Source organism: Paenibacillus sp. VTT E-133291 (assembly GCF_002264395.1).
Lineage (GTDB): Bacteria > Bacillota > Bacilli > Paenibacillales > Paenibacillaceae > Paenibacillus_AQ > Paenibacillus_AQ nitricinens.
In genome coordinates this window covers 42269-56267 of sequence record NZ_NFVA01000044.1, presented here as the reverse complement: position 1 = coordinate 56267, position 13999 = coordinate 42269, and the positions used below count along the sequence as shown (strand labels likewise).

General features: G+C 43.1%; 10 protein-coding genes. 7 read left to right on the top strand and 3 right to left on the bottom strand.

The features are described 5' to 3' along the window. Positions 1 to 91 precede the first annotated feature (91 nt). The 3 genes from CA598_RS17945 (at position 92) to CA598_RS17935 (ending at position 3017) form a co-directional block, all read left to right on the top strand. Positions 92 to 868 (top strand): DUF6081 family protein, encoded by a 777-nt coding sequence (locus CA598_RS17945; protein WP_256990536.1) that lies wholly within the window; start codon positions 92 to 94, stop codon positions 866 to 868. A gap of 38 nt (positions 869 to 906) precedes the next feature. Further along, positions 907 to 1860, top strand: coding sequence for a 1,4-dihydroxy-2-naphthoate polyprenyltransferase (locus CA598_RS17940; RefSeq protein ID WP_094877354.1), 954 nt, complete (start codon positions 907 to 909; stop codon positions 1858 to 1860). A 161-nt stretch (positions 1861 to 2021) separates the two neighbouring features. Then, the gene (locus tag CA598_RS17935) at positions 2022 to 3017 is read left to right on the top strand and encodes a Gfo/Idh/MocA family protein (RefSeq protein WP_094877353.1); all 996 of its coding nucleotides are present in this window, start codon (positions 2022 to 2024) and stop codon (positions 3015 to 3017) included. Positions 3018 to 3125: 108 nt separating this feature from the next. Here CA598_RS17935 and CA598_RS17930 read toward each other — a convergent pair whose 3' ends face one another. Beyond that, positions 3126 to 4484, bottom strand: coding sequence for a dicarboxylate/amino acid:cation symporter (locus tag CA598_RS17930; RefSeq protein ID WP_094877356.1), 1359 nt, complete (start codon positions 4482 to 4484; stop codon positions 3126 to 3128). 371 nt (positions 4485 to 4855) lie between these two features. On the opposite strand from CA598_RS17930, the gene CA598_RS17925 reads away from it, so the two are divergent. From CA598_RS17925 to CA598_RS17915, 3 genes are all read left to right on the top strand, one after another. After that, positions 4856 to 5656, top strand: coding sequence for an ABC transporter ATP-binding protein (locus CA598_RS17925; RefSeq protein ID WP_094877352.1), 801 nt, complete (start codon positions 4856 to 4858; stop codon positions 5654 to 5656). Continuing rightward, a complete protein-coding gene (locus tag CA598_RS17920) occupies positions 5649 to 7307 on the top strand; it encodes a hypothetical protein (RefSeq protein ID WP_094877351.1) in 1659 nt (552 codons plus the stop codon). The genes CA598_RS17925 and CA598_RS17920 overlap by 8 nt, the downstream gene beginning before the upstream one ends. Positions 7308 to 7535: 228 nt before the next feature. Then, positions 7536 to 9551, top strand: a complete 2016-nt coding sequence (locus CA598_RS17915; protein WP_094877350.1) for a bifunctional diguanylate cyclase/phosphodiesterase — start codon at positions 7536 to 7538, stop codon at positions 9549 to 9551. Between the two features lie 95 nt (positions 9552 to 9646). Here CA598_RS17915 and CA598_RS17910 read toward each other — a convergent pair whose 3' ends face one another. Beyond that, complete coding sequence (locus CA598_RS17910; protein ID WP_094877349.1) at positions 9647 to 11341, bottom strand: methyl-accepting chemotaxis protein; 1695 nt, start codon at positions 11339 to 11341, stop codon at positions 9647 to 9649. A gap of 247 nt (positions 11342 to 11588) precedes the next feature. Between CA598_RS17910 and CA598_RS17905 the strand changes: the two genes are divergently transcribed. Next, positions 11589 to 12020, top strand: a complete 432-nt coding sequence (locus CA598_RS17905; protein WP_094877348.1) for a MarR family winged helix-turn-helix transcriptional regulator — start codon at positions 11589 to 11591, stop codon at positions 12018 to 12020. A gap of 83 nt (positions 12021 to 12103) precedes the next feature. Here the strand turns inward: CA598_RS17905 and CA598_RS17900 are convergent, their stop codons facing one another. Next, entirely contained in the window at positions 12104 to 13966 is a 1863-nt protein-coding gene (locus tag CA598_RS17900; protein WP_094877347.1) for an LTA synthase family protein, read from the bottom strand. Between the last annotated feature and the right edge of the window lie 33 nt (positions 13967 to 13999).

Sequence of the window (13999 nt, the reverse complement as noted above, 5' to 3'; positions counted from 1 at the left end):
TATTTCTCGCATAAACGCTTACCGTCCATTAGGGACGCTGAAGGCGTTTTTGCTTGTACTAATAATTAACATACAGAAGGAGTGAGCTTTCATGGAAAAGAAGGAAAAGGAATTGATGAAGGAAGAACCAAACGCTAAAAGTATCCAAATGGTGCTTGGAGACTTCCACTCTATTTTAGAAGAAGGAAAGGTTTGGAAAACAGGTGGATTTACACTGCCTGATGGATCGTTCTGGGCTTATCGTGAACCGGAAGCGGTAGTTATTGTTCGTAATGATACCTTGTATGTACGTGCCAAATTATCTCGTGAGAATCATCAAGTGCAAATTCTAGATAATGCTAAGCATATGTATTACTCCGCGGAGCCAGTGGAAATTCCTGAGGCTGGAGAGATTAGCTTCGAGCTGCAAATTCGTTGCCGCACACAAGGAACAGCACCTGGAGACTTGTACGACGGTTATGTGTCGCTGAACTTGCTTGATTTTACGACAGGTGCGGCGTTAGACTTTTTTGCGGGAAATGATAAATATGCTAGTGTATATGGTATTCTGCCGTTCCCGGGCGTACAAGTACCAGAGAGCAAAGGAACGAAATATTTCTGCATCTTTAAAGAAGATACGGATTTCCAGCCACGTGAATTTAATACCTACCGCATTACGTACCACCGTGGCAAGGATGAGGCTGTATTCTATTTGAATGGCAAAGAGGTACGCCGCGAGAAAAATATTCCGCTCAAATTCAACAACTTTACAGTGGCGCTCGGAATTATGACAGAGAAGGATCTGAGTCCTGAGGGTAGCGTGTCTGTGCATGGACAAACGGTTATTGCTGAATGGTCCCCAGTAAAGATTACAACGACTGAACAGTAATACCTTGCAGGCTCAATTGATAAATAAGGGTGTATGGTGTGAATATTAAAAGCTTTCTAAGATTTGTGGAGTTGCCGACAAAAGTAGCCAGTATGATCCCCTTCCTAATGGGGACGCTGTATGCCCTGTACCGGTTTGAGGATTTTTATGTGTTGCGTTTTGGTTTGATGTTCGTTTCCTTACTAAGTTTTGATATGGCAACGACAGCGATTAACAACTATTACGATTTTAAAAAAGCTTCCAAAACCCACGGCTATGGCTATGAAACGCATAATGCAATTGTACATTTTAAGCTAAAAGAGAGCACCGTCGTGGCGACCATTGTTATTTTGCTAGTGTTGGCTGCAGGGGGAGGGATCGCCCTTGTTACTCAGACAGGTTTGCTGGTCTTTTTGCTGGGTGGACTGTCGTTCTTAATAGGTATCCTTTATTCGTTCGGACCGATTCCGATCTCGCGGATGCCGTTAGGTGAACTGTTCTCAGGTTTGTTTATGGGTTTTGTTATTATTTTTATCTCTGCTTATATCCATACCGACGAGCATGTGGTGTCGCTGCTGCTTCAGAACGGCTGGGTCAGCCTGAATATTAACATTGTGGAAGTGCTATACCTGTTCTGGTTCTCTGTTCCCGCCATTTTAGGGATTGCAGGGATTATGCTCGCTAATAATATCTGTGATATTGATGAAGATATGGAGAACCGCAGGTACACGCTTCCGGTCTATATTGGCCGCCGCAATGCGCTCTTGCTGTTTAAATATCTTTACTATGTCTCTTATCTGGATCTTGTAGTGTTGCTGATCTTGGGGGTTAACCCTATTCTTGTCTTGGCGATTCTACTTACACTGATCCCATTGCACCGAAATATCTATTTGTTCACACAGAAGCAGGAGAAGGCGAGTACCTTTATTCTTGCTGTCAAAAATTTTGTGTTGATGAGCACGGCACGTATAGTTGTGCTTGGTGCGGCTGTCCTGTTAAATATGATCATGTAGCTTCTCCATCGAATTAAAAAGCAGTGTCTATCGGAGTCGAGGCTCCTTTGGGTGCTGCTTTTTTTGCGTTCTGACTGTTCTCTTTGATTAGTGCTGCGTTTCATTTTATGATAAGGTGTCTTAAAGTATAGTAACTAGACCAAGGGAAGAGGTGTGCCGTTATGGTGCAAAAACTTCGCTGGGGGATCATAGGCTGTGCGCAGATTGCGACAGGTTCAGTGATGCCAGCTATCATGAATTCAGATTCGGGAATGATTAAGGCGATAGCGAGTCGTGGCTTGGAAAAAAGCAGCGCTGTAGCCGCAGAGTTCGGAATAGAGAAAGCATATGGCAGTTATGAAGAGTTACTTGCAGATAAAGAAATCGATGCGGTGTATGTTCCGCTCCCGAATCATCTTCATCGAGAATGGGTGATCCGTGCGGCAGAAGCGGGTAAGCATGTGTTGTGTGAGAAACCGATCGCGCTGAACAGTGCAGAGGCTGCAGAGATGGTGAAAGCATGCAACGATGCAGGCGTCCACTTAGCAGAGGCATACATGTATCGGCATCATCCACGGATTGCTGAACTCCAGGACATTATCGCTAGCGGTGAAATCGGAGAATTACGCTCGATTCGAGGTACATTTACTTACAATGATGCTACAGACACTTCAAATATTCGTTTTAAATCGGCTTGGGGCGGCGGCTCGCTTTATGATGTGGGCTGTTATCCATTAAGTGCAGCACGACTTTTGTTTGGGACGGAGCCGGAAGCTGTGACCGTGCATGCGAAGTTCTCCCCTGAGCATGATAATGTAGATATGATGGCTTCAGGGCTGGTAGAGTTTCCAAATGGTTTAAGCTTGATCTTTGATTGCGGTATGTGGGCATATAACCGCCAGCTCTTGGAGATTCTTGGGACTGAGGGACGAATTGAGGTGCCTATGCCTTTCAACGCTAGAGACGAGGATGCGGAATTCTTTGTGTACACTGGCGATGAGATGAGACGGGTTGATGCCACAGGGGCTAATCCGTACATTCGGCAGGTGGATGATTTTGCAGCTGCTGTGTTCACAGGAAAGAGACTCATTGCACCGGAGGATCCAGTGCTAAGTATGCGGCTGGTTGAAACCTGTCTTGCTTCAGCTAAACAACGCCAAAGAATTAGCATGCAGTAATAACTGAATCTTATATGAATCTACAAAAAAACCTCCGGCTTTCTGCTATAAGCAGATGCCGGAGGTTTTTAAAATATAAGAAAGGCGTTTTGCTTGCGTGTTCAGCGTTTAAACTGTACCCACTAGAATATCATCTTCGTCGTCATTGCTATTAAAGGCTTCGCGGTCAAATTCACCTTCTGAATTTGCGACCAACAACGCGGTTACAGCTGTTCCCGTTGCATTTACAGCGGTACGACCCATATCGATGAGCGCTTCTACACCTGCAACGATAGCGATTCCTTCAAGCGGCAGACCAAGAGCGGTTAATACTACCGTAGTGGAGATTACGGCTGGTCCAGGTACGCCAGCTACACCAATAGAAGAGATAATACTTACTAAGACCAGCGTAATGTAGTCCGTCCAGTTCAGATCAATACCGAATACTTGGGCGGTAAACACAGCCACAATTGCCGGCCAAATCCCGCCGCAAGCATTAAAGTTGACCGATGCTCCTAATGGGGCGATAAAGCTCGCGATCCGTGGGGAGACATGCAGACGCTTCGTAATGACTTCAAGATTGACAGGAAGTGTTGCGTAGCTGCTTCTGGTTGTGAAGGCAACAGTAATGGTTGGATATATTTTGCGGAAGAAACGAATTGGGTTCACTTTCGCTACCAATAGAACCAACCCGCCAAAGATAAGCACAAAATGTATAATCATTGCTACATATGAGGTGATAATAACACTGCCCAGCTCCTGCAGCGTTTCCCAGCCATACCGAGCAGTAATTCCGGCAATCAGTGCGAATACGCCGTAAGGTGTTAGGCGAATAATGAATTTCACGACCTGATGCAGTATCAGTGTCAATGACTCAATAAGATCACGTACAGGTTTCACGGCTTCTGGTTTCTTAGAACCAATCTTGATGATAGCTACTGCTAGGAAGATAGCGAAAATGAGCAGAGGCACAACTTTTCCCGTAGCTGCTTCATTCACAGGGTTAGATGGAACGAGATCTAGAATAACCTGTGAGAAGGTCGGAATTTCCCGAGCAGCGAAATCTGCGGGTACATCCTGCTGAATCCCTTGGCCGGGATTGAACAGCAATGCCACGGATAGGCCGATAATAGAAGCAATACCCGTCGTACCGAGGAACCAGGCGAAGGTTTTGATCCCTATTTTACGTAGATACTCCAGATTAGTTAAGGAAGAAATGCTGTTCAATACGAGTATGAAGACTAAAGGAATGACGAGCATGCGAATCAAGCTTACATAAATGCTGCCGAATGTACTGATAGCTTTGGTCTCTAAATCGAAGTATTGAAAGAATATTCCGGCAATAAGTCCGATGCCAAGTCCGATGAGTACTCGAGTACCAAACCCGATTCGTTTACGTGCCAGTAGAAACAAAATTGCAAAAACAAATATGGAAGCAACAAATCCATACCAGTTCGTTTCGATGGCGGATAACAAGTTGTTATCTATGTTCACTACCAATACCCCCTTAAACCTAGTTTTTTAATGTGATTAATCCTATTGAGATCAATCTATATAGAATTTATAGTAAAGTCAATGTAATAATATGTTAAAAATAATTAATCCCGATAATAAACATGGGAAAAATAAAAAAATAGCAAGGGACTATGGCATGGATAATTTGCGAGGGACGATCTCTTCACTCTAAGGGGGAACCAATGGTTCTCCCTTTTGTGCTGAAAAAGGCATTAACATTCATAAATATAAGATTAGTGAGTTAAATTATGGAGTGGGATTCAGTTGAATGATACAATTATTGTAATTTCATGGAATGGTAATTCTTAACATCGTCAATTAGTCGCTAGAGAGGGGATTAGGATATGGGCCTTGCTGATGATCCAGTCATTGCGATTTCTGGTTTATGGATGAACTACACGGACCGAATGGTGCTAAGGGGCATTGACCTTAAGGTATACAGAGGACAAATTATTGGCTATATCGGCCCTAACGGGGCAGGAAAGAGCACAACTGTTAAGATTATGCTCGGTCTGGTAGAAGGCTATAACGGCAAAGTAGAGATTTTCGGTAGGGATATTGCTGATGGAGATGTTTCTTACAAGAAAAGAATAGGATACGTGCCGGAGGTGGCCGAATTATATGATAGTCTCACCGCTAGAGAGTATCTAACCTTTGTAGGTGAGTTGTATGGCATGAAGCGTAGTGATGTGGACTACAAAGCTGGAAAATTAATGGCCTTACTAGGTCTTGAGAAGGCTTATGATTCGCGGATCGCAACCTTCTCCAAAGGGATGAAACAAAAGGTACTGCTGATCTCCAGCATGCTTCATGATCCCGATATTCTGTTCCTAGATGAACCGTTAAGCGGTCTGGATGCCAATAGCGTAATGGTAGTAAAGGAGATTTTTGCATCTTTGGCGGCAAGGGGCAAGACCATTTTCTATTCTTCACACATCATGGATGTGGTTGAGAAGATCAGTAGCCGGATTGTTTTGATCGATGGTGGAGATATCGTGGCGGATGGGAGCTTTGCTGAGTTAAGAGAGAGGGGCCGCGAAGGGTCGCTTGAGGATATTTTTAATCAGTTAACTGGATTTGATAAATACCGTGATATTGCTGGGGAATTTGTTGCGGTCATGCAAGAGGTATCTTCTCATGACTGATTTCTATGTGCTGAAGCTTCTGGATAAGCTGCGAGGTGGGTTTAGCCGAATCGGAGTTGATTATGATGTGATGCGGAGTATTCTGCAGGTCAAACTGACGATGGACGGAAGAAGAACACCGACAGTGCTGGCTGGAATGCAGAAAAAGGAGGAGAAGAAAGAAGGCTCGCCGCTGCGTGTGCAATGGATTTATTTACTTTTTGGCGTCATGTTAGTTCCTCTTATGATGTTAACGGGCAATTATATGCTACAAATGAACCTTGTATTTGGTGTAGTGATGTTTATGATTACGACCACGCTGATCTCTGATTTCTCTTCCGTGATGCTTGATCTTCGGGACAAAAACATACTTGCTTCAAAGCCAGTGAACCGCCGTACCTTGAACATGGCGAAGAGCATTCACATTCTCATTTATTTATTTTCAGTGACGCTGACATTGACCGGACCTTCGCTGATTTTGTGCCTGTTTAAACAGGGAGTACTATTTTTTCTAATATATGCTTTTGAGATCATTCTGATGGACTGCTTTATCCTCGTTATTACGGCGCTGCTTTATTTACTGATCATGAAGTTTTTCGACGGGGAGAAGCTCAAGGATATTATTAATTATGTACAGATCATTTTGACTATAGGGATTACAGTAGGGTATCAGCTCGTAGTTAGATTGTTCGATATTGCTGAATTGAGCCTCTCTTTTAAGCCGGCATGGTGGCAGTATCTGATTTCTCCGATTTGGTTTGCGGCTCCCTTTGAGATGTTGATTGGCGGGGCCAGAGATACACACTTCGTCGTGCTTTCAGTACTAGCTTTAGTAATTCCGGTTCTGCTGATTGTTGCGTATGTTAAGCTGATGCCTCTATTCGAAAAGAGCTTACAGAAGCTTTCAGAGCAAGGGAATGTTGGCAACAGTAACGCCCGAATGGTGGACTGGTTGTCGAAAATAACTTGTAAGAACCCGTTAGAGGGAATGTTCTTTCGTTTTAGCTGGTCAATGATGAAGAATGAGCGTGACTTCAAGTTAAAGGTATATCCGGCAATCGGTTATTCCATTGTCTTCCCGTTCATTTTTATATTTGGGATCTTTTGGGATGGAAATGCATCGTCTATCAAGGATTCAAACACTTTCCTGATGATTTATTTCGGTGCGACGTTACTTCAGACGGTTGTTCTAATGCTAAGGTACTCTGCGGGTTATAAAGGCTCTTGGATTTATAAGCTGATTCCTCTGCCGAACACCGCACCCATCTATCGTGGAATGCTTAAGGCAGCGATTGTTCGCCTGCTATTACCTTTATTCGCTATAGAAGCGATAGTGTATCTTTGGTTGTTTGGGCTGCGAATTATACCAGACTTGGCAGTTGTGCTGTTTGCAATGCTGATCTATGGAGTCATTTGTTTCCGTTCTTATCCTCCGGTACTACCTTTCTCAGAACGTTATGAGGCAGCTAAACAGAAGGATTACACTGCAAATTCCTTTGGGTTATTATTTTTGCTGATGGGGATGGCAGGTATTCATTATGTCTTTACTTTGTTTATGGGTGGAATTTATATCTACCTGTTGGTACTGGTAGTTTTGAATCTATGGATTTGGCGAATTACCTTTCCAAAAAATATATCATTAACAGGTCATAATTCAAGTTTTCCGGGTTGAGTAATGTGTCAAATATGGACATTTTTCGCGAAATAAAAAAAGGGTATAAATTCCAGTATTTACTTAGACAATCTTCTGAATACAGAGTAGAATACATCTAAAGTTTCTTTTTATGGATAACCTATAATCTTTACGCACTCTTCCATATCTGATATTCGTGTACTGATTTTTTACTTGAGAAATACGCTGAGTGATTACGGGATTCAAAACCGGTGAAGAGGTTAATTAATGGATAAAATGGGAATCCACTATAATGTATGGATTGTTTTACTATCATTTGTACTAGCGGCGACAGTTACTTATTCTGCACTGAATCTGATTTCGCAAGTTTCGCGTTCTACTGGCAAAATCCGACGTCTGTGGTTGATCTCGGGAGCATGTGTGTTAGGCTGCGGTATTTGGGCAATACATTATGTTGGGATAATGGCGAATCGCTTTCCAGCGGAGGTCAATTATTATCCAGGCAGATCTATAATATCACTATTGGTGGGTGTGTTATTCTGCTATTTGGCATTCCGGATCACATCTGCTCCTCAATTAAGGATATGGAATTTAGTAGTAGGTGGTATTCTCTTGGGAAGCGGCTTTTCGGCTATGCACTATATCGGAATGTCTTCTATAAAGATTGTGACGAGGATTCATTATGATATATGGATTCAAGCCGCTGCTGTAATTCTGGTTTTGGTTTCGTCTTATATCGGATTATTGATGTTTCACAAGTTTAAAGAATGCGCAGGGTTTCAGCGATGGAAGCTATACTCGGCGTTGTTTATTGGATTTTCAGTTACCGGATTGCATTACACAAGTGTAAAGGCTAGTCATTTTGAATATAACAACTTGCCTGGAAGCAAACCTTTTTTTGTGGAGACGGATGTTATACTGTTAATGGCATTTTCGCTGGCAGCGTTACTTATGCTCGCAGTTTCTGCTGGCGCCGTATTTCTGGATCGCCATGTGCTTGAACGAATGGCATATCATGATCCACTAACAGAGCTGCCGAATCGACATGGACTAGAACGCTATTTTAAAGATGAATTTTTTGAAAGTGGATCTGGTGCAGTTTTTATTGTGGATTTAGATCGCTTTAAGTCAATTAATGATACGCTGGGACATGATATAGGTGATATGTTACTACAGGAGGTTGCTGTTAGATTAATCCGTTCTGTAGGAGATAAAGGGAAGACCTTCCGTTTAGGCGGTGACGAATTCCTGATTGCTCTGCCAGATTGCACGCTGGAGGATGCGCAGGAAGAGGCGGCGCATATTATGCATGAACTTAAGAAATTCTATCGTATTCAGGGCAACGAGCTATATGTTACTGCAAGTGTTGGAATTAGTATGACTCCTTTGCATGGGACTGACCGCTCAGCGCTAATGAAGGCTGCGGATACGGCTCTTTATACTTCTAAGGATTCAGGTAAGAATAAATGGAGTGTGTTCGACCAAGAAGTAAATCGCAATCAGTTGCGGCGGATGTCGCTAGAGAAGGATCTTCGAAAAGCATTGGCTCGTTCTGAGTTTATGGTTGTGTATCAGCCGAAATGGGACTCTTATATGAATGTTACGGTGGGGCTTGAAGCGTTACTGCGCTGGAGACACCCAGAACATGGGATTATTTCACCAGGAGAGTTCATTCCTATTGCAGAGGAGACCGGACTGATCGTTCCGATTACCTATTGGATGTTACATGATGTGTGTAGCCAGAACAGGTTCTGGCATAAGGAAGAGATAGCTAACGTACCGGTCTCTATTAATATGTCCGCACGGATGTTTGAGGATGGAAGTCTATACGATGTTGTAGCGGAAGCACTCACATGTTCAGAATTAGAGCCACACTTTCTCGAACTGGAGATTACAGAGTCCATTGCGATGCATAACATGAAAGAGACGGTTGCACAGCTGTCTAGACTTCGAATGCTTGGGGTAAGAGTATCGCTGGATGACTTTGGGACAGGCTTTTCCTCCCTTGGTAATTTGGATGAGATCCCAGTGAACACACTCAAGATTGACCAAGTATTTATTCGTAACAGCAAGATGCACTCCAAGAAAGCTATTATCAGCAATATTATTGCGATTGCGACTCATCTTAATATGGAAGTCGTGGCGGAAGGTGTGGAGACACCAGAGCAGATTGAATTGCTGAAATCACTGGGCTGTAGAGTCATGCAGGGTTATTATTACGGTCGGCCGATGCCTGTACATGAGCTGGGTGAGTGGTTTTTAGCGAATACGGCAGCATCGTGATCTCAATACATAGAAGAGGGGCTAGCGACCAAACAGAATTTCTCTGCTTGGTCGCTAGCCCCTTTAAGTTTAAGAACTTACATGGATGAGAAGGATTATACTTTGAAGCGTTCAATTAGAATCTGTAGCTTCTCAGCTAGCGAGGACAGGAAACCTGCAGCTGACTCCACTTCTTCCATGGCTGCAAGCTGCTCTTGTGAGGAGGCGGATAATGTTTCCGCACCACTTGCTGTCTGATTAGCGACGTCTACAATATTCTGTAGAGTAGTAACGAGACCATCGGAGATGAAGGCTAGTTCGCGGACTGTACCGGAAATCTGCTGACTTTGTGAAGCCATCCCAGAGACAGACATTTCAATCTCGGAGAAGGATTGACCTGCCGTTACGATTAATTCACGGCCTTGCTCCATCTCTTCTGTAGAGCGCTTCATGGTTTCTCCTGCATGGTCCATCTGATTTACAATGATGTTTACGAGTTGACCGATTTGAGCAGCGGATTGGGCGGAACGTTCGGCAAGCTTGCGTACGGATTGTGCAACTACCGCAAAGCCTCTTCCCTCTTCTCCGGCTCTTGCAGCTTCAATGGCTGCATTCAGCGACAGCAGATTGGTTTCTTCTGCGATACTTGCAATCGTGCCCACGATATTCTCGATTTCCTTGGAGTAGCCGCCCAAGGTTTCAATAATGACAGCTAAATCAGTGATGCTGTCACTGACGACGCTCATCTGCTGCGTAGTAGAATCCATTGCTTCTCGACCTGTACGAGCCTTTTCAGCGTTACTGGTAGCATTATTCATTGCGTTATCTGCATTTCCTGCAATCTCTGTAATGAAGTGTGACAAATCTTGTACAGACTTATAACCACCCTCCAAATTTTGCAATTGTGTATTAGCTCCATCAGCAAGCTCAATCGAAACGTTCACACTGTACTCACCAGCACGATTAGTTTCTTGCGCACTGGCAGAGAGCTCTTCAGATGAAGATGCTACCTGCATAGAGGTTTCATTGACCTCGGTAATGAGCATGCGCAAGCTCTGTGTCATGCCGTTGAAATTTCGAGCTAATGTACCAATTTCATCCTTGCTGTTGAATGAAATAGGATCATGAGTAAGATCACCCTGTGCAACAAGATTTACGCCTCTGGATAACTTTGTTAGTGGACTTACCATTCGGCGGATTAAGAGATATGCTGCCACAATAGCAATAACTAGAATGGAAGTCCCGATAATAAAAGGCTGAACAATGATGTCCCGGGTCCGTTCTTGAATTAAAGGTCCATCAAAGTTAATAGCCATTAGCGCAACTATAGGCTTGGACGGATCATGATCCTGATAGATGGGGCCGTAACCCGTCTTAAGTGAGGTACCTTCGTATGTATAAACCTTGGAGTAAGCGGAATGCTTAAATTTAGTGATCATTTGCTTCTCTTCATCTGAGAAATAAAAAGTGCCGCCTGCTTTATAACCTCTTGCTTTGAAACTTGAATCTGCGGCGAGTATCTTGCCGTCTAGCGATAAAATGAACGCCTCTTTAAAAATAGCCTTATGTGCCACAATCCAACCGATCCGGTCCTCGACAGCCTCCAGTTTGCTTTGATCTCCTGCAATTAAGGCGGTAATGTCTGAGGGGTCAATCAGCCCGGTTGTAATATTGGCGCAGCCTACCAATTCGATACCTGCTGCTTCGTCTACTTGCTTATAAGCAGTACGGTATCCGAAGAACCCGATGGATGATCCAACAAGAAGTAACACGATAAACATCATCCAAGTTAATTTAGTTGCCAATTTCATTTTTTGCACCAACCTTGACAAATTATGTTTTCGATGACAATCGATCTCACTGCTACGATTATAGCGTATCGTTAAGCCTAGAACCTTACATAGAATATAGTATTTTTGTGTCGGAAATTGTAAATTGGTGGAATGTTTATGGAAATAAACGTGATTATGAAATGTTTAGTAGACAAAAGCATTGAATCCTAACCAGTTCTAGTGGTACGCTTGAGTTATTAAAAACGGATTGGGAGTTGAAACAAGGATGCCGCATCAATTAGATCCGTTAATAGAGCGTCTTGGATTATCTATGTGGAGAGTACAACGTAAGATCATGTCACAAATGTCATTGCACAAAGAACTCGGACTTACCGTACCTCAGATGGGTCTGTTAAATATAGTAGCGAAAGAGAAGCAGTCGCGGGTTGTACAACTGGCGGAGTCTATGGAGGTCAAATCGAGTGCCATTACAGTGATGTTGGATCGTCTCGAAGTGCTGGGTTTCATTAAGCGTGAGACGGATGGAAAAGATCGGAGAGCGGTTGTCGTAACCATCACCGAGCTAGGCCAGCGGACACTTGAAGAAGGACATTTCCGTTCAAAACAGCTGCTTGCTGAACATTTATCTATACTGAAACCGGAAGAGCTGCAAAATTTTGCAGAGTACTACCGTATGATCGAGGATCAGGAACGGTAAATCTCCAGGTTTAGTATATTGATACAGAAAAGGCCACCTTCTCCGGAAGGTGGCCTTTTTTGAAATCTTATTTTATGAATGGCTTATGGTTCAATTGGTTTGTCTGGCAGTTGCGTAATATAGCTATGGGAGAGCTGTAAAAGTCTCAATGCTCGGTTGTATTCATCCTCAGTGGCAGACGGTGCTTTTCCATTCTTATCGATTGAATATTGAGTGTTGTCTTCAAAGCTGTTACCCGGAATAAGCAGTCCTGAACTGGAAATGAAAGAACCGGAAGGTAAATAATATCGCTCTGGCAGCAAATTATAAGTCTGACTAAGTAGATCTTGACCGAAAACCAGGTTATTCTCTAATGAAATTCCAAGAAGACCAGCAGCAGTTGGCATAATATCCACTTCGCCACCGACTTGCTCTAAGGTCTGTGGTGCTGTGCTGTCTCCTGTATGGATGAGCAGAGGAATGTTTAACATATCCGCATAGGAATATTCATGACCATAAATTTCAGTCATTAATTGCTTATCATCATGATCGAGAGAATAAATAGGTAGTCCCATATGGTCTCCATAAATCATGATTACGCTGTTATCCCATACGCCATTCGCTTTAAGTTCTTCTACGAAATGTCCGAAGGCATCATCCGCATAGTTCTGGGAACGGATATAGTCACCCACAAAAGTACCTTCGTAACGCTCTGGAAGCTTCATACGGTATTTTTCCTCAGGGATTGTGAATGGATGATGCGCTGACATCGAAATGACCTGAGCGTAGAAAGGTTGACCCTCGTTGCTCATTTCTTTTAGCTTGTCGGCTGTTTTACTATAAAGCGTATCATCAGAAGCACCGAAGAAGAAGACATCATCTTCCCCAAAAAATTTACGATCATAATAATGATCAAAGCCCAGCGATTCGTACAGCTCACCGCGGTTCCAAAACTCTACGACATTGGTGTGGAAGGTTGCGGTCTGATAACCATTGTCTTTTAGCAAGCGTGGCAGACTTGGAAGCACCTTATCCACATAGGACATGGTTGCTGCTCCGCGTGGAGGGATGTAGGCTGAAGTGTTCACTACGAACTCTGCATCCGACGTATTCCCTTGACCGACCATTTGATAGAAATTAGGGAAGTAGAGACTATCCTTCATTACCTTGTTCAGGTTCGGTGTAATCTCTTGCCCGTCTAGCTGAAGACCCATCAAAAAGCTCTGGAAGGATTCCAATTGAATGATAATAAGATTTTTGCCTTTAGCCGTGCCATGAAGTGGAGAACTAACTGCAGTATTAATTCCCTTCACTTTGTTGATGGCATCTTGTGTAATGTCACTTGATTGCACAAGTTCTGGTTCTTCTTTAGCAAAGATCGTATAGGCTTCATAATTAAGAATACCCATCTCCTGAGCTTTTTTAATTTCGTTCATACTGGCCTTATTAGGCAAAATATTGAACAAGCATAAACCAAGTGAGACTGCGAATATTACGCTATACTTTATTTTTCCGTTACGACGGTTGATATTTTCCTTTTTATAGATCCGGCCTTTCTTATTAAAGAAGAAATAGCCTCCTAGGACAATGATATCTGTAAAGATTAGCAGGTAGTAAGGGTCCATGAGTGAGAATACGCTGTTGCTGACGGCTGTGACTTGATTCACCTGCTCAGCGGCATGGTAAGTTACAATGACACCATAATATTTAAAATACATAATGGCTGCGAAAAAGATGGCTGTCACTAATAAGTTGACTGTCATGTAATATCCAAGTTTTCGTTTGGAGGCGAACCGCTCAATAATACAGAAGAGCGCCCAGGCAAAAGGGATTTCTGTCAATAATGATTTCCAAGGCAGCACATCATCAAAAATGACGCCCCAAGTCAGAAATGCTTTTAGGATAAAAAGTATTGTGAAAAACACAAAAGGTTTAATGATCCAACGTTTAATATTAAAGGATGACACAGCTTCCCCCTCTTTCTACATGATAAAACGCCA